Source organism: Sorangium sp. So ce362 (genome assembly GCF_051519845.1).
In the GTDB taxonomy this organism is placed as follows: Bacteria; Myxococcota_A; Polyangia; order Polyangiales; family Polyangiaceae; genus Sorangium.
In genome coordinates, this window is sequence record NZ_CP150332.1 from 8357272 (window position 1) to 8381823 (window position 24552).

At 69.0% G+C, this 24552-nt stretch carries 20 protein-coding genes and 1 pseudogene; 2 read left to right on the forward strand and 19 right to left on the reverse strand.

The features are described 5' to 3' along the window. The first annotated feature begins 429 nt into the window (after positions 1–429). Positions 430–1284 (forward strand): hypothetical protein, encoded by an 855-nt coding sequence (locus WMF17_RS32105; protein WP_437644794.1) that lies wholly within the window; start codon positions 430–432, stop codon positions 1282–1284. A gap of 86 nt (positions 1285–1370) precedes the next feature. On the opposite strand, the gene WMF17_RS32110 is transcribed toward WMF17_RS32105, so the two are convergent. From WMF17_RS32110 to WMF17_RS32185, 16 genes and pseudogenes are all read right to left on the reverse strand, one after another. Further along, positions 1371–2321, reverse strand: coding sequence for a TauD/TfdA dioxygenase family protein (locus WMF17_RS32110; RefSeq protein ID WP_437644796.1), 951 nt, complete (start codon positions 2319–2321; stop codon positions 1371–1373). 86 nt (positions 2322–2407) lie between these two features. After that, the gene (locus WMF17_RS32115; RefSeq protein ID WP_437597035.1) at positions 2408–3223 is read right to left on the reverse strand and encodes a class I SAM-dependent methyltransferase; all 816 of its coding nucleotides are present in this window, start codon (positions 3221–3223) and stop codon (positions 2408–2410) included. A 227-nt stretch (positions 3224–3450) separates the two neighbouring features. After that, on the reverse strand, positions 3451–4380 hold the full coding sequence (locus WMF17_RS32120; RefSeq protein ID WP_437644798.1) for an aldo/keto reductase: 930 nt from the start codon (positions 4378–4380) through the stop codon (positions 3451–3453). 73 nt (positions 4381–4453) lie between these two features. Beyond that, a complete protein-coding gene (locus WMF17_RS32125; protein ID WP_437644800.1) occupies positions 4454–5287 on the reverse strand; it encodes an ABC transporter permease in 834 nt (277 codons plus the stop codon). After that, entirely contained in the window at positions 5280–6143 is an 864-nt protein-coding gene (locus WMF17_RS32130) for an ABC transporter ATP-binding protein (protein WP_437644802.1), read from the reverse strand. The genes WMF17_RS32125 and WMF17_RS32130 overlap by 8 nt, the downstream gene beginning before the upstream one ends. A gap of 23 nt (positions 6144–6166) precedes the next feature. Next, positions 6167–7318 carry a sigma-54 interaction domain-containing protein gene (locus tag WMF17_RS32135; protein ID WP_437597040.1) on the reverse strand — a complete coding sequence of 384 codons (1152 nt, stop codon included), beginning with the start codon at positions 7316–7318 and terminating at the stop codon, positions 6167–6169. Positions 7319–7610: 292 nt separating this feature from the next. Continuing rightward, positions 7611–8378, reverse strand: a complete 768-nt coding sequence (locus WMF17_RS32140; protein ID WP_437644804.1) for an ABC transporter ATP-binding protein — start codon at positions 8376–8378, stop codon at positions 7611–7613. Positions 8379–8396: 18 nt separating this feature from the next. Beyond that, positions 8397–9179: an ABC transporter permease gene (locus WMF17_RS32145; protein ID WP_437644806.1), complete on the reverse strand. Its 783-nt coding sequence runs from the start codon at positions 9177–9179 to the stop codon at positions 8397–8399. 22 nt (positions 9180–9201) lie between these two features. Continuing rightward, the gene (locus WMF17_RS32150; RefSeq protein ID WP_437597043.1) at positions 9202–10059 is read right to left on the reverse strand and encodes an ABC transporter permease; all 858 of its coding nucleotides are present in this window, start codon (positions 10057–10059) and stop codon (positions 9202–9204) included. A gap of 89 nt (positions 10060–10148) precedes the next feature. Further along, entirely contained in the window at positions 10149–11228 is a 1080-nt protein-coding gene (locus WMF17_RS32155) for an ABC transporter substrate-binding protein (RefSeq protein WP_437597044.1), read from the reverse strand. 42 nt (positions 11229–11270) lie between these two features. Next, entirely contained in the window at positions 11271–12482 is a 1212-nt protein-coding gene (locus tag WMF17_RS32160; protein ID WP_437644808.1) for a porin, read from the reverse strand. 444 nt (positions 12483–12926) lie between these two features. After that, positions 12927–14435, reverse strand: a complete 1509-nt coding sequence (locus WMF17_RS32165; protein WP_437644810.1) for an amidohydrolase family protein — start codon at positions 14433–14435, stop codon at positions 12927–12929. Between the two features lie 282 nt (positions 14436–14717). Beyond that, positions 14718–14885, reverse strand: a complete 168-nt coding sequence (locus WMF17_RS32170) for a hypothetical protein (RefSeq protein ID WP_437644812.1) — start codon at positions 14883–14885, stop codon at positions 14718–14720. Between the two features lie 43 nt (positions 14886–14928). Continuing rightward, the gene (locus WMF17_RS32175) at positions 14929–15561 is read right to left on the reverse strand and encodes a DUF6151 family protein (protein WP_437644814.1); all 633 of its coding nucleotides are present in this window, start codon (positions 15559–15561) and stop codon (positions 14929–14931) included. Positions 15562–15647: 86 nt separating this feature from the next. Beyond that, positions 15648–15755: pseudogene (locus WMF17_RS32180) on the reverse strand (carbohydrate ABC transporter permease); the annotation flags it as partial. Positions 15756–15878: 123 nt separating this feature from the next. Beyond that, complete coding sequence (locus WMF17_RS32185) at positions 15879–18134, reverse strand: prolyl oligopeptidase family serine peptidase (protein WP_437644816.1); 2256 nt, start codon at positions 18132–18134, stop codon at positions 15879–15881. Positions 18135–18528: 394 nt separating this feature from the next. Here WMF17_RS32185 and WMF17_RS32190 point away from each other — a divergent pair, with 394 nt between their 5' ends. Next, positions 18529–18786 (forward strand): hypothetical protein, encoded by a 258-nt coding sequence (locus WMF17_RS32190; protein WP_437597050.1) that lies wholly within the window; start codon positions 18529–18531, stop codon positions 18784–18786. Positions 18787–19106: 320 nt separating this feature from the next. Here WMF17_RS32190 and WMF17_RS32195 read toward each other — a convergent pair whose 3' ends face one another. The 3 genes from WMF17_RS32195 to WMF17_RS32205 form a co-directional block, all read right to left on the reverse strand. Beyond that, the gene (locus WMF17_RS32195) at positions 19107–19232 is read right to left on the reverse strand and encodes a hypothetical protein (RefSeq protein ID WP_437597051.1); all 126 of its coding nucleotides are present in this window, start codon (positions 19230–19232) and stop codon (positions 19107–19109) included. Positions 19233–19556: 324 nt separating this feature from the next. Beyond that, positions 19557–20384 (reverse strand): SDR family oxidoreductase, encoded by an 828-nt coding sequence (locus tag WMF17_RS32200; RefSeq protein WP_437597052.1) that lies wholly within the window; start codon positions 20382–20384, stop codon positions 19557–19559. Positions 20385–20502: 118 nt separating this feature from the next. After that, entirely contained in the window at positions 20503–24528 is a 4026-nt protein-coding gene (locus tag WMF17_RS32205) for a chemotaxis protein CheB (protein WP_437597053.1), read from the reverse strand. Between the last annotated feature and the right edge of the window lie 24 nt (positions 24529–24552).

Consider the following 24552-nt stretch of genomic DNA (forward strand, 5'->3'; position numbering starts at 1 on the left):
GGACCTGCGGAGAGCAACCGGCGTTCCGCGCCGGCGCGGCGCAGAGGACGAGCCCGACGCCGCGCTTGCCGCATCGGCCGTATCCGGACGAGAGCCGCCCGCGCGGATGAGCTCATCGAGCGGATCCCTCTCGGCTATCAGACCCTGATCGGTCGCGGCGGTGTGGCGCTCTCCGGCGGCGAGCGGGCTTGTCGGGCCGAGAGAGGGGCGCCGCCGCCATCTCGCCATCCCATGAGAGCGCGCTCCGCCCTCCCCCGCTCCCGATGCTCGCCCGGGCTGCGGGAGGGGGGAGGGAGAAGGGAACTTGGCCCGAGGGGGCGCCGCCCGGCAGCGTTACGCGACGATGGTTGGAGCTCGCCGGTGAGCGATGGCACACGAGGGGGCGGAGACGGCCGGGGGGAGGGCGCGCGCCCGCCGCACCCGGCGACCGTGGCGCAACGCAAGGGGCTGCCGCCTCACCCGGCGACGGTGGTGCAGCCGAAGGCGCCGCACCCCGCCACGGTGAGCCAGCAGCGGCCACCACACGCCGCCGCGGTGGCTCAGCAACGGCGCGCGGCGGGCGCACCGGCCGGCCGGACGGCGCCGGCGCCCGCCGTGGCTCAGCGGTGGTGGATCCTCGACGCCATGTTCGGCAGTTGCACCGATCGGTTCCGGCCAGCCCGTGCCTATGTGCCGCTGGGAAACGTGGCCATCGGTCCGTCGCTCGCCGACCTGCGGGCCATCGCTGATGCCGACGCCATGTTGCAGAGGAGCAACACCATCTCTGGAGACCAGTGCTCGGGGAACGCTAGGGCGGCGTTCGAGGTGCTCACCGGAGAAGATGGTCCGAGCATGCGTGATGGGCGCCGGGACGACTGGGAAGGGTTCGAGCGAGCCTGGGAGCTGGGAGACGGCGTCTTCAGATTGGATATCTCGATCGGGGAGGTGATGCCCTACTGGGGTCATGCGTTCGTGCTGCTCAAGGTCGGCGGCGCGAGCATGCTCTATCAGGCGTTCCTCGGTCACTACACCATGAGGGAGTGGATCGCCGGCGTCTTCGAAGACGACACGAAGCGCCCCGCGAAGCTCAGAGACCGATGGGACGCGGCGCTGTTTTTCGAGGAGATACGAGCCGTGCTGCAGCTGGTCGCTCGCGGCTCGCTCGACGAGGTCAAGGGAGCGTTCGGACCGCTCAACCGCAAATGGTTCGCGAACGAGACCGACCACGACATGAGACTAGGCTGGTTTCGCGACTGCTCTGAGTTTCACACGTACTGGCGCCGCGGGGTGCCGCAGATCGGGTGAGCGGCGCCGGAGAGGCCGACGACTTGGCCGCGCCATCATCCTGGCCTGCCCATCGGCACGAACCTCCAAGCCGAACAACAGGGAAATCAGGCCTCGGCCGAGGCGCCGGCGCCCTCGCGCTTCGTCGAGGAAGCGCGCGGCGCCTTGCTGCGCGTGGCGCTGCGCCGACCGTCGACGCTGACGGGCACGTCCCCGTCCACCGTCACCCGGCGCACCACGCGGTGCTGGTCGCCGTAATCGTTGATCGCATAGTGCTGCGTGGCGCGGTTGTCCCAGACCGCCACGTCGCCCACGGCCCAGCGCCACCGCACGGTGTTCTCGAGGCGCGTCACGTGCTCCTGGAGCACCTGGAAGAGGTGCGCGGAGTCATGGGACGAGACGCCGACGAGGTTCTTCACGAAGTGCCCGAGCACCAGCGCGCGCTCCCCGGTCTCCGGGTGGACGCGCACAACGGGGTGCTCGGTCTCGTAGACGGTCGACGTGAACACCTCGTGATAGCGACGCACGTCCTCCGCCGAGGACTTCGGCTTTCGCGCCTGGTAGTCGTACTGGTTGCTATGGACCGCCCACAGCTTGTCGGCGAGCTCGCGGAGCGCGGGCGTGAGGTCCTCGTACGCGGCCACCGTGTTGGCCCAGACCGTGTCGCCGCCGTACGGCGGGACAACGAGCGCCCGGAGGATCGATGCCTTCGGGTACGCGTCGACGAACGTCACGTCGGTGTGCCAGGAGTTGGCGCGACCGCCGTACCGCGAGTCGAGCTCATGAATGAACTCGGTGCCCTGCACGACCGGGACCGTCGGGTGCGCGACCGGCTTGCCGCTGAACAGCGCGGTCAGCGACTCCTGGCTTCCATCGTCGAGGTGCTGCTGGTTCCGGAAGAAGATCACCTTGTAACGGAGCCATGCCTTGCGGATCTCGCTGACGGTCGCGGCGTCGAGATCGGCCGAGAGGCGCACGCCGCGCACCTCCGCGCCGATCCGGCCGGCGACCGGCACGATCTCGAGAACATTGCTTGTGGGATTGACCTGGGCGCTCATGCGTCTCTCTCTCCTCGTGGCCATTCGGCCGATGGACAAACTGGGATGACGTCGCGGGACGGCCGTCGGCAGACGGACAGGCCGGCTCAGTGCGACGCGGGCTTGTGCGCGATGGCGAAGAGCCTCTTTCCCTCGAGCCGGATGCCCTCGGGCGTCCGGAAGGCCTCGAGCTCGCGCTTGATGTCCTCGATGGCCTGGCTCCGCAGCGACTCGGGCAGGTGCCCGAGGAAGTTGCCGAACGAGCTCGCCTGCGAGAACGCAATGGCGGTGTTGCCGTCGGGCTGATGGTGGACGTTCGCCTGCGCCTCGATCCTCTGCGCGGTGAAGCCGGCGCCGCTGAGCAGCTCGGCGAGCTCCTGCGCCGTGACCCAGTGGGGCGTGCCGGCCTGGGCCTCCGGGTACCGGGCGTACGGCTCCCTCGACAGCACCTGCTTCTTGATGCTCTGCAGCCGGTTCGGCTGGTCCTTCGCGCCCGTGGTGATCCCGAGCCGGCCACCCGGCTTGAGCAGGCGATGGATCTGCCTCAGCGGCTCCGCCTTCTCGGGGAGCCAGTGAAAGACGGCGTTGAGGTACACGACATCGAAGCTGCCCGCCGGGAGCTCGCCGAGCGCATAGGCGTTCCCGACCTGGAACGACAGGTTCGGCCGCGCCTTGCGCTGGGCGATCTCGATCCGCAGGGGGAGCGGGTCGATCCCGAGCACCTTGCCGGTCGGCCCCACCAGGCCCGCCACGTGCTCCGCGAGCAGCCCGGTGCCGCTCCCGATGTCGAGCACGTGCTCGCCCGCGCGGACGCCGAGCTCGGCGATCAGCCGCTGGCCGTGGAGGAACTGCCGCTCGGCGCTGCGGACCTCGTATTGCTGGGCGAGCTGCGGTGTATCGAAGGAAAGACTGAGTCCGCTCATGGGATGCTCCAGGTGAAGGGGTTATTCCGGACGTTGTCGGCGGGGCGACGCCCTGCTCCGCGTCTTCGCCCCTGTCCTCATCCTCGCCATCGCCGCTATCGCACGCGCCGTGCCAGGCGTCTTCGCGCGATCTTTCGGGGTCTCGCGCGCCGGGTGCTGCGGTATGAGCACGCGGTCAGCAGCTCGTGCTGCGCAGGCCGCATCTCGCCCGCCGCGGGCCCCTCCCCTCAATGACCCGACACGTCGTCGACCCGCCCAAACGCCTCGATGAGGCGCTCGCGGGCCCTCGCCGTCAGCGGCGGGGCGTCGATCGATCGCGCGTTCTCCAGCAGGTGCGCCGCGCTGCTCGTCCCCGACAGGATCACGTGAGCGCCTGGCTCGTCTCTGCAAAAGCGGTACGCCGCGTCCGGCAGCGAGGCGATGTGCTCCCCCTCCAGGAGGCCATCCAGCCCCTCGGCGGCGAGCTCGGGCGACACCTTGCCCCGCGCTGCCAGGTCGGCGAGGAGCTCTCTCAGCCGCTCGGGTCGGCTCAGCGCGCGCCGGACCGCGAACATGATCAGCGTGCCGACGTTCTTCGCCCGCGTCAGCGGGAACACGCTCGTCCGCGCCGACTGGTTCAGGAGGTTGAACCCGACCATCACCACGTCCCAGAGGTCGTCTCGAAGCGCCTGCTCGAGCATCGCGTGCGACGGGTCGGCGGCGAACGCCTCCGTGATGCCGAGGAACCGGATCTTCCCCTGCTCGCGCAGGCGCAGGAGGACAGGGACGATCCGCTCGCGCAGGTCGGCGTAGTGGTGCGGGAGCACGCCGTGCAGGTGATAGACGTCGACGTGGTCCGTGCCGAGCCGCTCCAGGCTCGCGTGCAGCGACGAGACCACGTCCTCGGGCCGCACCGGCGCATCGAGGCGCGTCGTCTTCTTCGTCGAGAGCACCACGCGCTCGCGCGGCACCTCGCGGAGCGCCTTCCCGAGGAGCGCCTCGGTCCCGTACGCCTCCGCCGTGTCGATGAAGTTCACGCCCCGCTCGATGGCGGCATGGACGAGCCGGAGCGAGTCGGCCTCGGCGATGCGCCCGGCGCCGAGCCGGCTGTCGCCGCCGGCGCCCAGACCGAGCACGCTGACCTCCAGGCCGGTTCGACCCAGGATGATGCGATTCACGTGGTCCTCTCTTTCCGTGTGCGGGGGTGAGCGCCATGGCGCCGCGACGCGGGGCGCTCGCGCGGCCGCGGGCTCACTCCTTCGGGGCGACCTTCCACGACGTGAAGCGCCGCTCGACGCGCATGAGCAGGTGATTGAACGCCAGTCCGAGCGTCGTGATCGTCAGGATGCCGACATACATGCTCGGGATCTGGAAGTTGTACTGTGCGTAGATGATGAGGTAACCGAGCCCCGCCTTGGCCCCGATCATCTCCGCCGCGACGAGGACGAGCAGGGAGTACGCGCCCGAGAGGCGGATGCCCACGAAGATCGTCGGGACGGCCGCCGGCAGGATCACCTTGCGGAACAGCTGGATGGACGAGAGACCCATGGTCCGCGCCGACTTGATGAGCAGCGGATCGACCCCGCGCACGCCGCTGATCGTGTTGAGGAGGATCGGCCACGTGCACGAGTAGATCACGAGCGACACCTTGGAGGCCTCGCCGATCCCGAGCAGGAGGAGGAACACCGGCAGGAGCGCGAGCGCCGCGGTGTTGCGCAGCACCTCGAGCAGCGGGTTGATGGCGTCCGCCACCCCCTTGTACCACCCGATCGCGAGCCCGAGCGGCACGCCCATCACGATCGCGAGGGTGAAGCCGAGCAGGGAGCGCGACAGGCTCGCCTTGATGTGACTCAGGAGCTGCCCGTTCTGGAGGAGCTGCCACCCGGTCGCCAGGACCTCGGAGAGCGGCGGCAAGAACGCCGGCTCCACGAGGCCCACCCGCGGCGCCGTCTCCCAGATGGCGGCCACGAGCAGCAGGATCCCGGAGCGGGCGACGGCGCGGCCGAGCCACCTCCCCACGTCGGAGAGGAGGTGCGTCGGCTGCGCCTCTTCGCGCAGATCGAGCGATTGTTCCAGGCTAGCCATTGACCGCGACCGCGACGGCGCGGCTCTCCAGTGCGAGCTTGAGCTTCTTGCTCCGCTCCTGTTCCTCTGCCCTGAGCACCTCCTCGCGCAGGAGCGTCCAGATCTCGTGGCGCAGCCGGCCGAACTCCGGCGTCGACCGCGCGTCCTCGTAGCCCCGGAGCTCCTGCGGGATGTCGATGACCCGCTTCACGCGGCCGGGCCGCGAGGTCATGACCGCGACCCGCTGACCGAGGAACACCGCCTCATCGATGCTGTGCGTGATGAAGAGGATCGTCTTGCGCGACTTCTCCCAGATACGGAGCAGCTCGGCCTGCAGCGACTCCCGCGTCTGCGCGTCGAGCGCCGCGAACGGCTCATCCATCATCAGCACCTCCGGGTCGTAGGCGAGGCTCCTGGCGATGGCCACGCGCTGCTTCATGCCGCCCGACAGCTCGTGTGGATGCCGATCCTCGAAGCCCGAGAGGCTCACCAGATCCAGGTAGCTGCGGGCGATGTCCCGGCGCTGGCCCACCGGGACGCCCTTGGCCTCGAGGCCGAACTCGACGTTCTCGAGCGCCGTCCTCCAGGGGAAGAGCGCATACTGCTGGAACACGATCCCCCGATCGAGGGCCGGGCCCGTGATCGGCTTGCCGTCGAGCAGGAGCTTCCCGCTGCTCGGCTTGGACAGCCCGCCGAGCAGGTCGATCAGCGTCGATTTACCGCAACCGCTCGGCCCGACGAGGACCATCAGCTCGCCCGCCCGCACGTCGAGGCAGAGGTCCTCGATCGCCGTGAACCGCGCGCCCTCCTTCGACCCCGACGGCCCCTTGACGGCGAACGTCTTGCTCACGTTGTGAAACTCGATCTTGTTGCTCATGCCTGCTCCTACTTGTGCTGAGCTCATCCAAGCGCGCTCGCGGGGGCGCCCGTCTCGATCTTGCCGGAGTGGTTGAGAGGGCCGCCCGCCCCGCACGCGGCTGCGCCAGGGGCGGGGGTGCACGAGCGCGAGCGCCGCGCGAGCTCGCCGAACTGGGCGAGGCGAGCGCGCACCACGTTCCGGCTGATGCCGAGCAACCTCGCTGTCTGGAGCTGGTTGCGCTCGCAGTACTGGTAGGCGGCGCGGATGATCGTCTCCTCGACGTGCTCGTAGAGGTTCGGGACATTCTGGTCGAAGAGGTCGAGCAGCGCGTCCTCCAGCGAGCTCCGCTGCGCATTGCCGGGCGGCGGCGCCGGCGTCTTCGGCTGGAGCGTGGAGAGCCGCAGATCGGCCACGGCGATCCGGCTGCCGTGGCACACCAGGAGGGCGTGATGGATCGCGTTCTCCAGCTCGCGGATGTTGCCAGGCCAGGGGTGCTCCACCAGGCGCTCCGCGGCCTCCCGCGTGAGCGTGACGGCGCCGGAGCCGAGCCGGCTCGTGTAAAGGTCGAGGAAGTAACGCGCGAGCGCGAGGATGTCGCCGGGCCGCTCGCGCAAAGGCGAGAGCGCGAGCGTCGCGACGTTCAAGCGATAGAACAGATCCTCGCGGAACTTGCGCGCGACCACCGCCTCTTCCAGGTTGACGTTGGTCGCCGCGATGAGCCGCACGTCGATGGGTATCGGCTGGCGCGACCCGAGCCGCACGACCTCGCGCTCCTGCAGCACCCGGAGCAGCTTCACCTGCAGCGGCAGCGACAGATCGCCGATCTCGTCGAGGAACAGCGTGCCGCCGTCCGCCGACTCGAACCAGCCCGCCTTGGCCCCGATCGCCCCGGTGAACGCGCCCCGCTCGTGACCGAAGAGCTCGCTCTCGATCAACGATTCGGACCATGCGCCGCAGTTCACCGTGACGAAGGGCTCCTTGTTGCGGCGGCTCAGCTCATGAATATGGCGGGCGACGATCTCCTTCCCCGTCCCTGTCTCGCCCGTGATCAGCAGCGTCGCGTCGCTCGGCGCGAGCTGGTGGATGCGTTCGAGCAGCTCCCGCGATCGCGGATCCTCGAAGACGAATGCCCTCGCGCGGACCGATGGAGGAGTGGAGCCGACATGAGGGAGTGCAAGCAGCGGTATTGTCATAGACGTTCGCCGTGTACTTCACCAACGGATGCGCATCCATTATAGCGGATGAACCGATCTTGCCAAGTGACAACTCGCACCGGTGAGGCGATTGCGCGGCCCGCAGGGAAAATCGGGGTCCGGCGCGGCACGGCGGCTGCCCGCGGTGGACGTTCACCTCCGCGCACCGCAGCGCCAAGCATTACACCGACAATGAAATATGCTGGTACTGTCAGCAGATGCGGCGATCGGCGGAGGACCACCTGGAAGAGCGCCACTCGAGGCCGGGGAGCTCCCTGCCTCGCCCGAGCTCCTACGAGCCTCTCGGCGTCTCGAGGATGTAGCTGCGCACCTCGTCCGCGAGGGTCTTCAGCGCGTGGTCCGTCCGATCGCGCGGGTGCGGGACGCCGACGGGGACGACGCGCTTGATGCGCCCCGGCCGCGGCTGGAGCACGACCACCCTGTCGCCCAGGAACACCGCCTCTTCCACGTCGTGGGTCACGAGGACCATGGTGATCCCCTCCTGCTGCCAGATGCGCTGGAGCTCCTGCTGCAGCTTCGTGCGCGTGAGCGCGTCGAGCGCGCCGAACGGCTCGTCGAGGAGCAGGATGCTCGGCCTGTTGACGAGCCCGCGGGCGATGGCCGCCCGCTGCGCCATCCCGCCGGAGAGCTGGTGCGGATAGGCGCGCTCGAAGCCGGACAGGCCCACGAGGGCGATGTGCTCCTCGACGGCCCGCGCCCTCTCGTCGCTCGACCACGTCGAGTTCTCCAGCCCGAGCGCCACGTTCTGCTCGATGGTGAGCCACGGGAACAGCCGGTGCTCCTGGAACACGATGCCTCGATCGAGGCTCGTCCCCCGGACGCGCGATCCGCCGACGAGGATCTCGCCCTGGTAGTCGTCGTCGAGGCCGATGACCAGCTTGAGGAGCGTCGATTTGCCGCACCCGCTCGTGCCCACGATGCTCACGAACTCGCCGGGCTCGATGGTCAGGTTCAGCCCGTCCAGGACCGGGAGCACCTCGTCCTTGACGACGTACTTCTTGCTCACATCTCGAATGCTGATGACTTCGGGCTCACTCATGATCGACTCCTTGAATTGTCACACGCTGCGGACGCGCCAGCGGAGCAGGCGGCTCTCCACGACCGAGGCGACGGTGTTCAGCCCGAACCCGACGAGGCCCGTCACGATCACGCCGAGCAGCACGATGTCCATGGCGAACCGCTCGCGTCCGTCGGTCATCAGGTTGCCCACGCCCGGAGCGGGCTCCAGCAGGTACTCGGCGCCGATGGTGCCAAGCCACGCGTAGATGAGCGCCTGCTGCACGCCCGCGAAGATCGACGGCGTGGCCGCCGGGAGGATGACCTTGCGCAGGACCTGCCAGCGCGAGAACCTGAACACGCGGGCGACCTCGATGTGCTCCAACCCGACGCTCCGGACACCCTCGTGGGTGTTCACGACCACCGGATAGAACGCCGCGAGCGCGATGAAGACGACCTTGGCGGCCTCGCCGGACCCGAGCCACACGGACATGAGCGGGATCCACGCGAACAGCGCCACCTGCTTCGCGGCGTGGAAGCTCGGGCCGAGCAGCCTGTCGGTGAGGCGCGACAACCCCATCGCGCCGCCGACCAGGAGGCCGGCCGTCGTACCCAGGGTGAACCCGGCGAGATCCCGGGCGAGGCTCGCCTGCAGGTGTTCGAGGAGACTGCCGCTCGCGAGCTGCGCCTTCGCGGCCGCGAAGACCGCGTGCGGCGGGACCAGGATGTGGGTGTTGACGAGGCCATACGCGCAGGCGAGCGTCCAGCCCGCGAGCAGGGCGATCGGGAGCGACAGACCCCGGCGCGCCCTCGCGCCGATGAAGAAGTGAGCTTTTGAGTTCATGATAGGACCGCCTCGCGAGAGGTCACACCGCCCCGCGCCGCCAGTGGAGGAGGCGCGCCTCGATCTTCCCGAGCCCCGAGTCGAGCAGGAGGCCGACGACGCCCACGACGAGGATGGACGCGAGCACCAGGTCGAGCTGGAAGAGCTGCCGCCCCCACACGATCAGGTACCCGAGCCCCTCGGACGACGCGAGCAGCTCGACGGTCACCAGCGCGAGCCACGCTTGCGTGAGCCCGTACCGTATCCCGACGAAGATCGAGGGGACCGCCGAGGGGAGCACCACCTTGCGGAGCAGCTGCGCGCGCGAGAACCGATAGACCCGCGCGACCTCGAAGTACGAGCGGGGCACGCCGCGGATGCCCTGGAGCGTGTTCAGGGCGATCGGGATGAGGCTCGCCTGCGCGATGATGATGAGCTTGAGCGGCTCGCCGATGCCCACGATCATCATGAGCAGCGGCAGCCAGCCGAGGACGGGCACCTGGCTGAGCGCCTTGAACGTCGGATGCAGGTAGTCCTCGACGCGCCGCGAGAGCCCCATGCCGACGCCGAGCAGCAGGCCGGCGGCGCTGCCCGCGGCGAACCCGGCGAGCACGCGTCCAAGGCTGATGGCGATGTTGCTGGGCAGGTCCCCCGTGCGCACCAGATCGACGAGGGTCGCCCAGACGACGCCCGGCGCGGGGAGGATCTGCGGCGGGACGAGCTCGCGCTCCGCCGCCACGGTCCACGCGACGAAGAGCGCCGCCGGGAGGCAGAGCCCGAGCGCCGCGCTCGCCGCCTTCGACCCGAGCCGCGAGACCGCCGTGCCGGGGAGCGCCGCCCGCGACGGCGCGAGGTTGTACGCAATGTCCGGCTGATCGCTGTGAACTGTGGACTGAGTCATCTCTTGAGTGCCTTTCTCACAGCGCGACCGCCGCCTGGCTCACGGCGGCGGTCGCGCTCGGCTATCCGGCTTTGAAGCGCGAGCGGAGCTCAGCTGCCGGGGCGCTTCAGGTTGCCGCCCGCGTCGAACTCCGGCCAGTAGCGCTCGAGGTTCAGCTCCTTGAGCGCTTCCCTCAGGAAGCGCTGATCGATCCACGCGTCGACGTCGAACGTGTTCCGGATGAGCCCGAACTTCTTCGCGTCGGCGACGGCGCTCTTGTAGCGGGCGATCAGGAACTCGTCGAAGACGGGGCTCGAACGGACCTTCAGCGACTCGCCCGTGTGGTCCTCCTTGTAGTTCGCGAAGGGCACCCCGGACTTCGACCACAGCTGGTAGACGGCGGCCGGGTTCTTCTCGTTCTCCGAGACCCAGTGGGCCGCCTGGACGAGGACCTTCACCACCCGCTTCGTCGCGTCCGGGTACTTGTTCGCGAACTCCTCGGTGACGATCAGGTGAGCGTTCCGGAGGAACGTCGGCGACTGGTTCTTTGTCGAGTAGACGATCTTCACGATCCCCTGGTCCCTGAGCGACAGGAGGTCGGTCCCACCGAACGCAGCGTCGATGTCCTTGGTCGCCAGCGCCGCCTTGGCGGTCGCGGTGTCCATGTTGATGACGCGCAGGTCGCGCTCCGTCAGCCCGCTCCCCGCGAGGATCTTCGCGATCGCGAGCTGGATGTTCGTCCCCTTGAAGATCGCGACCTTCTTGCCCTTCAGGTCGGCCAGCGACGTCACGGGGGAGTCGGCCGGCACCGCGAGGTACGTGTGCTGCCGGATGGCCGTCCCCGCGAGGAGCTTGGTCTTCAGCCCCCCGGCCCTCCCGATGGTCGACGGGAGATCGCCCTGCAGCGCGAAGTCGAGGAGGCCGTTGGCATAGGCCTCGTTCACGGCGGGGCCCGCCCCCCGGAAGAACGACCACTCGATCTTCACGTTGTCGCGCTTGAACTCCTCCTCGAGGAGCCCTCGCCCGTGCACCACGCTCAGGCTGCTCCCGCCGACGACGGGCCGGTTGCCGACGCCGACGCTGGCGAACCCGATCCGGATGACCTTCGGTGCGTCCGCGAGCGCCGCGCCCGCCGGGAGCGCCAGGAACACCACAAAAGCGAGCTTCAGTATCGTGATAAGTCTTTTCATGAAGTGCCTTCTTCCTGCATCTGTCTACGGGCGAACTGGCGCCTAGAAGCCGCCCTGGAGCTGAGCGAGCACCTCGTTCCCCGCCCCGAGCGTGTCCGCGCGGTCGTTCCGCCTGTTGTAGTTCAGCTGAAATTTCGACGTCTCCGCGAAGAACACGTTGAGACCGAGCGTGTAGGTGTCGACGCGGCTCCTCGCCTGGTCGATGTCCGGATCGAACGTGTCGATGCGGATGAACGGCTGGTAGGTCTTCGGCCACCAGTCGTCGTACCTCCCCTGGTTCCTCATGCTCTTCAGGAACTGCGCGCCGAAGCTGTAGAAGAACGTCGCCACGTGCGAGACGCTCTGCAGCTCGGTCTTCCGCGGGTCCTCGGCCGTCGTGCCGAGCGTCACCTCGTCCTGGCCGTAGATGAACTCGTACGTGATCCCGAACGGGAAGTGGTTGTAGTAGAGATCGGCGCCGTACCGGCGCTTGATCCCCTTCCCCGACAGCGTCTTCTTCTCGTCCTTGAGGAACGTGTTCTGCCAGCCGAAATAGACGCTCCCGCCCAGCGTGATCTGCCGGAGCCACGAGTGGTAGTCGGTCGGCACGGTGAACGCGAGGCGCCCGATGAAGTCCTTCTCGGTATTGTCGTCGGTCGTGTTGGGGCCGTTCCCGTCGATGACGCCGAACGCGTACGCCAGCGTGCCGACGCGGTAATCGTAGCCGTAGTCGACCTGAGGGAACAGGTCGCCGCGGATGATGAGCCCGATGTCGCGCCGGGCGAGCCCCAGCCTGCTCGTGAACTGGGCGTTGGTGATGACCGGCTTGAGCTCCTCGCTGGCCGGCACCTCCAGGCCGAACGGCAAGAGCTGCTGCCCCAGGGTGATCAGGAGGGTGGACTCTTCCGGGCTGATCGTGGGGACCGGAGAGTACGAGATCTGCGCGTCGAGGAGGTTGAGGAAGCTGTTGTTCGTGGCCTGCTGCGGCGAGGCGCCGAAGCGCAGCTGGTAGGTCAGGTTGCGCCCTTCCTCGTAGTCTCGATAGAGCGAGCCGTTGAACGAGAGGAGCGCCGCGCCGATGCTGAACGTCGCCCTGCGGTCATTGACGGTCGCAGAGTTCACGGCCTCGTCGCTCCACCCGACGCGCGTCTGGACGACCCCCCCGATGAGGAGGCCGCGGGTCGTGCGGGCGGTGTGCAGGTCACGCTCGCGCTGCCATTGAAACTTGAAATTTTCTACATCGGAGCTCAACCCCCGCAGATCGTCCTGCGTCACCTCGTTGGGATCGTAGTCCGGTATCTCGGCCGCGGGCTCCGCCGCCGCGGCGCCGGCGCCTGGCTGCGGCGCCGCGGCGTCCCCCGGAGGGGAGCCCGCGCCGGGTGCGGCGGGCTGCGCTGCGGCGGGCGCGGCGGGCGCTGCATCGGGTGCGGCGGGCGCAGCGCCGGGTGCGGCGGGCGCCGCCGGCTGCGCAGCGCCGGGTGCGCCCTGCGCGTGTGCCCGTCCCGCGCCGAGGACGAGCCCGCACGCGAGGGCCGCCCATAAGGCTCTTTTCGAAGGGTCAAACGTTGTCATCCATCGATCCCGAAAGCTCGTTGTATCGTCACGCATGATTGGAGTGTCGCAGGCGGGTCTACCTGGGCCCTGCGGAGCTCGAGGCTCGGCTCCGCGTCGGCGCCGCGCGGGGCTCATGAGGGCGAGCCCGGCGCGGCGCCCGGCCTGTCAGGCCGCCTTCACCTTCCGGAGCTTCTGCTCCACGGCGGTGCCCTTGAAGAACTCCGGGTTCTTGCCGGCGAAGAAGTTGTACGGGTGCGTGAACACGAGGTCGCGGAAGTTCGCCTCCGTCAGCGCCCCGCGCTCGACGAGGCTCCACGTCTCCGCGAGCACCTCGGTGAGGTCCGGAACATCCCAGTGCCCGCTGTCCGACGCCCAGAAGGCGTTGAGCTGCACGCCGAGCGGGTTCACCTTGGTGTTGAACGCGTACGCGATGGTCGGGTCGTCCGCCTCCGAGCCGAAGTAGAAGTTCGGCACGTAGCGATCGCGGATGTCCTCGATCCGCTCGATGCCCGCCGCCGCGAAGTCGTCGAGCGCGCCCGGATCCTGCGGCTGCCTCCGGGAGTTGTTCGACACGCCGAGCGCGCCGCCGAGGACGGCGTTGATGTCGCCGAGGCGCGCCTCGACCTCCTTGCCGCCGTACTCCTGGTACAGCGCGTGGAGCAGCTTGGCGTCGATGTGATCGGGGTTGTAGTTCTGAACGGCCTTTCCGTTGCGCTTCTCCCAGTGGCCGACGAGATCGGCGTAGAGCGTCGCGCCCCAGGCCGCGCCCCCTTCGAGGAAGCCGACGCGAAGATCCGGGAATCGCCGCGTCACTCCGCTGAAGAAGAGCGACTTCGCCAGCGCCTCCGAGGCAGAGGCGAAGTGGCCGATGTGGTTGTACATGTAGCTCGTGACCGAGCTGCGGCTCGTCCACCCCATCCCCGCGGAGTGGGTGGTCAACACGGTCTTGAGCGCGACCGCCTTGGCCCAGAACGGATCGTAGTTGTGCTCGCTGTCCACGCCGAACGTGTCGAGCCAGTTCGCGTGCCGCGCGACGTCGGGATGGTGGCGCGACGGATACTTGTCGGCGATCTCCCGGATGGGCCGGCGGAGGTTGCCCGGGATGAGCGCGACCTTCAGGCCGAGCTGGTTGACCGCGAACTCGAGCTCCTCCACGCCCTCCTCCGGGGTGTGCAGCGGGATGGCGGCGACGGGGGTGAGCCGGTCGGCGTAAGGCCGGTAGACGTCGGCGTGGTAGTGGTTGACCGCGCGGACGAGCACGCGACGGAGATCCTGCTTGCCCACGTGGGTGGCGAAGGTGGAGACGTTCGGGAACAGAACGGCGTAGTCCGTCCCGGACTCCTCCAGGCGCTCGTGCAGCAGCCGGGGCAGCGACACCGTCGCGAGGTCCAGGGTGTTCTTCGTCGGAAGAGCCCACCACGGCGGCCGCGTCGCGCGCCGGGCGGCGCGCTGCTCCGGCGAGAGCTCGTACCACTCGTTGCTCAGGTAGCCGAAGCCCTGGTTGATGGCCTTGCGGAACTCGTCGACCGCGCTCGCACCGCCGTACTTCGCGATGTAGTCCTCCAGGATCGGCGCGAACTCGATGGTGTGCAGATCGGTGTCGATGACCGGGTAATCGAGGTTGGCGCGGAGCGCCCTCGAGCGCGACGGCTTCTTGAACTGCGTGGTTCCCATGATGGTATTCTCCTCGCGCGGTCGCCGGCAGGACCGCCGGGCCGCGTTCGCTTGGCCTGTTAAGGTGACGTATCGAGCCGGAGCGCCGGCTACCTCGGGTTGCCCTCTCTGTCGTACGAAGGACAGCGGTCCACGAGGCGGATCAACGCGAACGACACGGCGGCGAGGCGAACCGACAGGTGCTTCATGGGATTGCGAATGAGGACAAGCGGGTGCGGCTGGCATCGTGTCGCTCGTGGTCGAGCCCTCGAAGCCGGGGTCGCGCTCCTCGCCGACGCGTGCTCAGCTGGTAATTGCAGAGAAATGCAGGCGGCGTGCCAAGATCCGGATCCGTTTTAACGGACGAAACTCACGTGAAGCGGGCAGCGGGTGCTGCGCCAGCAGCAGTTCCGTGCTTCCGGGGTGCTGCGCCAGCAGCACCAGGCGGTGCGGGACGTCGGGTTCAGCCACGGGCTCGGCGCGCTGGAGGCGAAGCGCGAGCTCGTGGCGTGGATCATCCGCGCGCGGGGCGCGGGCCGCACAGCGGGCGCAGCGCGTCGCGCTCGGCCGGGGAAAGCACCGTGATCGGGTGCTTCGGATGGCCGCTCGCGCGGTCGAAGAACGGGTGTGGCCACGCCTTGCCGCGCAGCTTCCAGCCGAGCACCTTCCGGATCGTGCGCGCGAGGAGGCGCACGTTCGGCTTCACCGACCCGGGAGGCGGCTCCCCGACGGCGAACTTGCCGAAGATCCCGCCGCGCGGCGCGCCGAAGACCTCGTCGCACGGGAGCGCGCTCGGCGCGTGCTGGAACAGCTCGGTGACGATGCCGACGAACGGCAGTCGCGGCGCGACCGTATTGCCGAGCGGCGTCTTGCAACAGCTCGCGTACCAGCGATAGAGGCCCTTCGGCGTGAGGCGCACGGCGGTGACGAGCTCGCTGCCGCGGTCGAACGAGATCGACGAAGGAGCGACCTGCACGATGTCCGAGCCGCCGTGCTCGTCGAGCAGCTCCGCGCGACCGAGATGGTGCAGGAACGCCTGACAGTCGCCGCAGTAGCAGACGGCGCGGTTCACCGTGCTCGGCGAGGCGTCGCACAGCCATCCGTGGACCTTTCCGCAACGACACTGGAGCTCGACGTCTCTGGACATGAAGCTCGCATATCATGTCTCGATGGCGCCGTCATAGCTCCTGATCATGGCGGGCCTGGATCGACGCGAACGTCTGTCCCGGCCGCTCAGGTCTTCACGGCGCCCGCGGTGAGCCCCTGGACGAGGTAGCGCTGGAGCAGCAGAAACCCGGCCACCACGGGCACGCTGACGACCACCGAGGCGGCCATCACCTGCACTTCCCCTTGCGCTCGACGTGGGACCGATCTCGTGGGCGTCAACGCCTGTTGCACGTTCCCGTCCGGCTGGAGCGGCCCGGCTCCGCGGCCGCCCCCCCCCCGGCGGCCGCGGACGCTCGGTCACCGGAGCGCCGCCTTCTCCTTCGCCGGCGCCGCCTCGAGCCCGAGCTGCTTGAAGAGGAACGCGAACACGTCGGCTTGCTCCTCGATCTCCTCCGCGAGCGGCGTCCCGATCCCGTGGCCCGTCGAGCCGCTCGCCCTGAGCAGGATGGGCGCCGAGCTCGACGTGGCCGCCTGCATCCGCGCCGCCATCTTCCGCGAGTGGAACGGGTCCACCCGCGCGTCGTTCGCGCCCGTCAGGAGCAGCGTGGCCGGGTACGCGGTCCCGCCCTTGACGTGGTGGTACGGCGAGTAGGCGTGGAGCGCCTTGAAGTGCTCCGGGTCCTTCACCGTGCCGAACTCGGTCACGTTGAACGCCCCGTTCGGCGTGAGCTCCACCCGGAGCATGTCGTAGATGCCGACGTGCGAGACCACCGCCTTGACCATCTCCGGGTGCTGCGTGAGCTGCGCGCCCATCAGCAGGCCGCCGTTCGAGCCGCCGAGGATCGCGAGCCGGTCCGGGCTCGTCATGCGCCGGTCGACGAGGTGCTTCGCGCACGCCGCGAAGTCGTCGAAGACGTTCTGCTTCTTCGTCAGATTGCCGCCGCGGTGCCACGCCTCGCCGAACTCGCCGCCGCCCCGCAGGTTGGCGACCGCGAACACCCCTCCCTGGTCGAACCACAGCCGCCAGATCGGGTTGAACCCGGGAGATACGCTGAGCCCGTAACCTCCGTATCCGGTGAGCAGCGCCGGCGCGGTCCCGTCGAGGACCGTGTCCTTGCGGCGCAGGATGCTGATGGGCACCTGGGTCCCGTCCTTCGAGGCGCACGTCTCGCGGGCGACCTCCACGTCGGCATAAGAGACGGGGGAGGCCATCGCGAGCGGCGTCTTCGTCACCCTGCCGTCCCTGGCCGAGTACGCGAACCAGGCCGCCGGCTCGGTGTAGCTGACCCCGCGGAAGAGGATGTCGTCGCCGGTCGCGCGCACGAGCTGCCGCACCGACGAGACCGGCGGGGTCGGCACGGTCCCCAGCGCCTTGCCCTTCAGATCGAAGACGCGGACCTGGGACGGGCCGCCGAGCAGATCCCGGACGTAGAGCCGCCCCCTCGTGGGCAAGAAGCCCTGGATCACCGCCTCGCTCTCGGGCACCACGAGCTCCGCCTTCGCGAGATCCGGCTTGCCCGGCGCGAGGCGCACCACCTTGCCGCGCGGCGCGTCCTTGCGCGACAGGAGATAGAGCCGATCGTCGTCGCCGAACCCGGCGTGGATGATCTTGTCGGGCAGGTCGGCGAAGCGGGTCCATCGGCCCGAGGCGTCGAGGAGGTAGTGCCAGTACTCGCCTCCATCGCCGTTCTGCACGCTGGCGAGCACGAGCCTGCCGCTCTCGCTCGTCGTGAGCTCCACCTCGGCGATGCGGGGGAACTCCTTGCCGAGCGAGTACGTGTCTTCCTTCTCCGGCGCGCCGAGCTTGTGGAAGTAGATCTGCTGGAAGAAGCCCATGTCCTCCTGCGGGCGCTCGCCGGGGCGCGGGTGGCGGGTGAAGTAGAACCCCTTGCCGTCGCCGCTCCAGGCGACGCTGCCGCCCGCCGTGCCGCTGCTCGCGTAAGGGATGGTGTCGCCCGTCTCCTTGCCTGTCGCGACGTCGTAGACGCGCACGGTGCCGTTCTCGGTGCCGCCCTCGGAGAGGGAGACAGCGACCTTCTTGCCGTCGCGCGACGGGACGAACCAGTCGATGGTCGTGTGCCCTTTCGGGTCGACGACCTCCGGGTCGACGAGGATCCGCTCGGAGGCGGGCTCGCTCGCCGACCTCAGGACCACCAGGAACGGCTGCTGCTTGGGCGGCTGGTCCTTGAGCGCGAAGAGCTGCCCGCCGGCGTCGTCGAGCGCGTAGTAGTTCGCGGAGGTCGCCGACAGGATCTCCTGCACGCGCGCCCGGACCGCGCTGCGCGCGGGCAGCGCGTCGAGGTAGCCGCGCGAGAGCCGGTTTTGCTCCGCGATCCAGCGCTGGACCTCGGGAGCGTTCGCGTCCTCGAGCCACTGGTAGTCGTCGACGACCTTGGTGCCATGGTACTCGTTCGCGACCGGCCGCTTCGCGGTCTGCGGGTACGGCAGGCGAGCTCCCCCTGCCGGGAACGCGGCGGGCGCAGCGAGCGGCGGCGGGGCCGCGGCGCCGGGGGCCGCGGCCGGTCCGTCCGGCGGCCTCGGCGCAGGCGCGCTGCACGCCGCGAGCAGCGGCAGCGCCAGGGTGATGGCGGAGATCGTGCGCAGGCGGTTCATGCGGTCGAAGCTAGCCCCCACCACGACCGCCGCGGAAGAGAATCGGCCCGGCGGGCGGGCGCGCCTCGCGGTCCTGCAACGGTGCAAGGCCGCCCTCGCAGGATCGAAACCGCATGTCGATGTCCGAGACAAAAATGCGGGGAAATCCGCAGGGATGGACCTGGTACGGGGGATGCTTATCCCCCGACCAGCACCGCCGGCGGCCTCCGCTTCCCCCCGAGGCGCCCGGCGGCGCTGCTATTTTGTCTCTCGATCTCGGGCGGCGCGCCCAGGATCGCGCGGGCTGCTTGCGAGCTGGCCTGGGTCGACCGCGCGGGCTCCAGCGCCCTGCCTCGATGGCAGAGGTCGCTCAGGCGCCGCGGGCAGCGACGCGCTTCGTGCTAGCGTGCGTCGCATGGCGACATACGAGAAAGAGGGAGCGACCGCGACCGCAGACGTCGAGGTCCGCGAGGTCGACGACAGCGTTCTGAAAGATCTCGAGTCGAAGTACGCCGAGGTGGCCTGCCCGATGCACGGCGGGCCGCCGAGCTTCGAGCTCGCCTCCGACGGTTCCGTGGTCGAGCGCTTCTGCTGTCCGGCCCTGCTGTCGATCGTCCGCGAGCTCCAGGTCGCCGCGGGCGAGCGGCCTCCGCCGGCGGAAGAAGGCGAATAGAAAGAGCCTGTGCTCCTGAGCTACCTCTCTCCACGACAGATGGCCTGAAGGGTCTCGCGCGTGTGCCCGCGCAGCCATGCGTGTGCCTTGTCGCTCTCGTAGCGCTTGTGCCACAGCTGGACGAACGGAATCTGCCGCCCGCGCGCGGCCCCCGGTCTTCCTTCGCTCGAACCGCCCCCGATGACGTCGTTCTCCCGCTGAGCCGCCCGCGGTTGTCGAGCTTGCCCGGCCGCGCGGGTGCTCGCGCCTGCGGCCAGCGGCGGCGATCGGCGCACCTGAGCGCATACCGCCTGCGCGGCAGGGCCGAGCGCGAGAATTCGTCAGCCATCTCTGAAGGACCCGGGGGCTGACTCGGATCGTATGATCTCCTCGGGGAGGAGGACGACGACGGGCTCGCCGTCCTGTTCGGCGTCGAGTTCTATCGACTCGACCTCAGGTACCGGCATCGGTTCCAGGGTCCTCGCCACCGGCGAGTGCGGCTTTTTCTACTATATCGGGCCCCTGCACCGCGAGCACCACGACGACCTCGAGGTGAAGAAGTGGCTGGGTCCTGGCGTGACCGAGCAGGATCTGGCCCTCCTCGAGTCGCTGTCGGCCGGCGTGTACGTGGAAGGCAAGGCGACGAAGGCGGCGGTGACAAAGGTCTTCCGGTGGAGCTTCGTCTCCCAGGATTTCTGCCATCCAGGGTTCGACGAGGGCGCTGGCGAGGGCTCGGGCGCCACGTTTCGTGTGGGCTCCGGCGCGACCAGGCGGCCAGCGCGCGGCGGCGACTACCCCGCCAGCGCCTCCGTCAGCTTCCAGAGCCGCTCCTGCGCGGCCTCGTCGAGCGCCGCCGCCGCCGCCGGCTTGATGCGGCTCTTCTCGAAGTACTCTCCCGTCACCCCGGCGAGATCCGGCGCGGTGGCGACGTGCAGCGAGCACGCCGCGCCCAGCTCGGGCGTGAGCATGAACAGGCTGAGGATCTTCAGGACGAGCTTCGGGTAATCGCGCGAGAGCTCCGTCGCGACCACGCCCGGATGGACCGCGTTGACCGTGACGCCGGTGCCCTCGAGCCGCCGCGAGAGCGCCCTGGTGAAGAGCACGTTCGCGAGCTTCGACTGGCAGTAGGCCGCAAACGCGCTGTACTTCCGCCGCTCGAACTGCAGATCGTCCCAGCCCATCTGCCCGCGGTAATGCACAGCCGACGACAGGACCACGATCCGCGACGGCGCGCTCCGCTTCAGCAGCGGCAGGAGTTCCTGCGTGAGCAGCGACGTGCCCACGTGGTTCACCCCGAACGTCGCCTCGAGCCCATCCTTCGTCGTGCTGCGCGAGCGCGGCCACACCCCCGCGTTGTTCACCAGGACATCGAGTCGATCGTGCTTCGCGCGGAGCTCCTCTCCGAAGGCCCGGACACTCGCCTTGCTCCCGAGATCCAGCGCGATCACCGCCACGTCCCCGCGGCCGGTGGTGCGCGCGATGTCGTCGCGCGCGGCCTCGCCCTTGTTCACGTCGCGGCACGCCAGCACCACCGTCGCGCCACGCTGCGCCAGCCCACGCGCCGTCTCCTTGCCGATACCCGTGTTGCCGCCGGTGACGACGCAGATCTTCCCGTTCATGCCGCTCTCTTTCTCAGGTTCTGGTGGCCAGCGCAAGGCCGACCGCCCGATTGACCCTCACGCCGCCGGGCGGGTAAACCCCGGAGCGCCTGCCAGAACGCCCATCAAGGCGAGCGCTTCAGGCGCGGCGCTCGCCGGCCATCGGCTCGCTGTCGGCGAGCAGCCGCTTGAGCGTGGCGAGATCGACAGGCTTCACGAGATGCTCGTTGAACCCGGCGCCGCGCGCCCTCTCGCGGTCGCCCTGCTGCCCGTAGCCGGTGAGCGCGATCAGATAGACGTTCTCGTGCTGGCGCTTCTCGCGCACGCGGCGCGCGAACTCGAGGCCGTCGATCCCGGGCAGCCCGATGTCCACGATGGCGACGTGCGGGAGCACCTCGTCCATGAGCTCGATCCCCGAGATCCCGTGGTCCGTCGAATGGCACTCGAACCCGGCGCGCGCCAGGAGCGCGCAGAGCGCCTCGCGGCTGTCGGCGTTGTCCTCCACGACGACGATCCGCGATCCCCTCGGGAACTTCTCGAGGTGCGAGCCGCGCGTCGCCTCCTTCTCGGACGTCCGCTCGGTGATCGGCAGCCGCACCTCGAACTCGCTGCCTTTGCCCTCCCCGTCGCTGCGCGCGCTCACGGTGCCGCCGTGCTTCTCGACGAGGCCCCGGACGAGCGTGAGCCCCACGCCGAGCCCTCCTGCCGACCGGTCCAGGGTGCGGCTCGATTGCACGAAGAGCTCGAACACGGTGTCGATCATCTCCTTCGGGATCCCGACGCCGTCGTCCTTCACACGGACCACGGCGTGCCCGTCCACGCGCCTGGCCTCCAGGGTGACATGACCGCCCCGCGACGTGTACTTTGCGGCGTTGTTCAGCAGGTTCACGTGGACCTGCTGGAGCCGCGCCGGGTCGCCCTCGACCCAGATCGGCTCGGGATCGACGAGCGCCGTGAAATCGACGCCGCGCGTGTCCATGAGGTTCCTGACCGCGTCGGCGGCGTCCTTCACCACGGCGCCGAGGTCGAGCACGCGCTTTCGGAGCTCGATCTTGTTCTGCGTGACGCGGCTCGCCTCCAGCAGATCGTCGAGCAGCCGCGCCATCTGCGCCGACTGACGCTCGAGGATCTGGAAGACCTTCTCGTCGAGCCCGGACGCGCCGTTCGACGCGGCGCAATCTTCCTTGAGCAGCGCCGTGGCGTGGACGATCGCGCCGAGGGGGTTGCGGAGCTCGTGCGACAGCATGGCGAGGAACTCGTCTCGCCTTCGTACGGCGTCCTTGATCTGCTCCTCCGACCGCCTCTGCGCGGTGACGCTCCTGAAGATCCCGATGATGCCCACGATGCGGTGCGCGGCATCGATGAGCGGGAGCCGCGTGACGAGGTCCCACTCCACGCCGCCATCCTGCCCCAAGCGCCTCTCCAGCTTGTAATGCTGCGCCTCGCCGGTCCGCAGCACCACCTCGTCCTGCTGGTGAACGGCGAGCGCCGTCCGGTGCCCCGGCAGCTCGAAGCCGGTCTTGCCCGCGGCCTCGCGCGGATCCGAGAGGCCGAGGCGCTCGGCCATGGCGTGGTTCGTGCGAATGAACCGGCCGCGCGCGTCCTTGAAGTAGATCGCGTCGGGCACGCTGCCGAGCAGGCTATTCAGGAGATAGCGCTCGTGGAAGAGCGCGTCCTCCGCCGCTTTCAGGCCGCTCACGTCGATGAGCGTGAGCACGACCCCCGCGACGGTGCCCTTGGCGCGGTAGGGGAGGATGCGGAGAAAGAACGAGCGATTGTGCCGATCGCGCAGCTCGCGCTCCACGCGCTCCCCCGTCGCGAGCACGCGCTTGAGATCCTCGGTGAGCTCCGGGTGGTCGACCGCGTACGTGAACGTCTCGATCGGCCTGCCCACGTCCTGCAAGAGCAGATTGAAGCTCTCCGCGATCTGCGGCGTGAACTTCCTGATCTTGAGCTCCTTGTCGAGGAAGATGGTGCCGATGTCCGTGCTCGACAGGAGGTTCTCCATGTCGTTTCCGAGCTCGGTGAGATCGGCGATCTTCCGCTGGTACTCCGCGTTCACCGAGTAGAGCTCCTCGTTGACGCTCTGGAGCTCCTCGTTCGTGCTCTGCAGCTCCTCGTTGGAGGCGAGGAGCTCCTCGTTCGCCGCCTGCAGCTCCTCGTTGCTCGCCTCGAGCTGCTCGGTCGTCGCCTGCAAGGTCTGCTTCGTGTAACCGAGCTCCGCCTCGAGCGCGCCGAGCTGCTCGCGCGAGACGTCGTCCAGGTCGATCTCCTTCTCCGGGATCGCCGCCCGCCGCGGCGCCCCCTCGATCGCGTCGAAGGTGATCAGGACGTGGGGCAAGGTACCTCGTCGGCTCTCGGCCCGGCGCATCGTGATCTTGTAGACGCCGCCCTCCGCTTGCACCCCCTTGAACACGATCGCCGTGCGCTCCTTGATGACGCGCTGCAGGCCCCCCGTCAGCACCATCTTGAGGTCGCAATCCAGCATCTCGAAGGCGTCGAGCCCCTGTCTGCCATCCTTGACCTTCAGGAACCGGCTCGCGCCGCCGAACGCGTGGACGAGCTCGCCGGCGTCGTTGACGAGCAGGCTCGGAGGCATGAACTCGTCGAGCAGCGCGTCGTAGGTCCCGAGCAAGTGCGACACCGGGTGGCGCGCGACGGGCGCGTTGATCCCCGAGCGCGGGGCGCTCTGGCCCTTCGGCGACGCCGGCTGAAAGCGGGGCTCGACCTGCATCCGCCGGTCGCTGTACTTCCGGTAGATCCGCCATTGCTTGTCGACGATCTCGAAGTCGTGCGCGAGGTGCCCCGGGGTCTCGCTGGGCCCGAGGAGGACCACGCCCCCGCGGTTCAGCGCGAAGTGAAAGAGGCTCAGGACCTTCTGCTGCGCCGCCGGCTGGAGGTAGATGAGCATGTTACGGCAGCTGATGAAGTCGACGCGCGTGAACGGCGCGTCCTTGATCACGTTGTGGTGCGCGAAGACGACCGCCTGGCGCAGATCGGGGACGATCTGGTAGCTGCGCCCGCGCCGGATGAAGTGCCGGTCGAGGCGCTCGGGCGAGACGTTCACCACCGCCTCTTCCTCGTAGAGCCCGCGCGTCGCGACCTCGAGCGATCCGTGGTGCACGTCGGTCGCGAAGATCTTGAACGGGCGGTGGCCGCTCCGGGACGTGAGCTCGTGGAGGAGGATGGCGAGCGAATAGACCTCTTCGCCCGTCGCGCAGCCGGCGACCCACACGCGGAACGGCGCGTCGCGCGGCCCCGCGCGCAGGAGCTCGGGGAGCACCTCCTGCTCGAGGATGTCGAACGCCTCCTCGTTCCGGAAGAAGCGCGTCACGCCGATGAGGAGGTCACGGTAGAGGACGTCGAGCTCGCTCGACTCGCTCTTCAGGCGCTTGATGTACTGTTCGATATCGTCCGTGTGCGCGAGCTGGATTCGTCGCTCGATGCGCCGGGTGACCGTGCTCGGTTTGTAGTGCGTGAAGTCGATGCCGAACTGCTCCTCGAGCATCGTGTAGACCGCGCTCATCCCCTGATCGACGCCGGCCGCGCTCCGCTCCGGCCGGCGCCCCTCGGACCTCACGTGCTCGAGGAGGACGCGCGGCATGTCCTGGGGAGGCAGGACGCAGTCGGCCACGCCGGCGTCACGCGCGGTCTTCGGCATCCCATCGAACTGCGCGCTGTCGACGTCCTGCACGACGACCAGGCCGCCCGCCTCGTGGACCGCGCGGATCCCCCGTGAGCCATCGCTCCCACCCCCGGAGAGGACCACGGCGATCGCCCGCGGGCCGCAGTCCTGCGCGAGGGATCGAAAGAACACGTCGATCGGCAGCGCGAGCTCCTGGTCGCGGTCCCGCTCGCTGAGGAGGAGGCGGTCGCCGGAGATGATCATCTCCTTCTTCGGCGGGATCAGATAGATGTGGTCGGGCTCGACCAGCATGCCATTCTCGACGAGGTGAATGGGCAGCTCGGTGCGGCGCCCGAGGATCTCGTCCATCAGGCTCTTGAAGTCCGGCGACAGGTGCTGGACCACGACGAAGGCCATCCCGCTCTCCTTCGGGATGTTGTCGAAGAAGTGCTCGAGCGCCTCGAGCCCCCCCGCCGAGGCGCCGATCCCCACCACGTAAGGCGCCACGGCGGGTCGGGCTGCGCGGGGTCTCGTCGTCATGGGGTCGCGCACATCGCGTTCGGT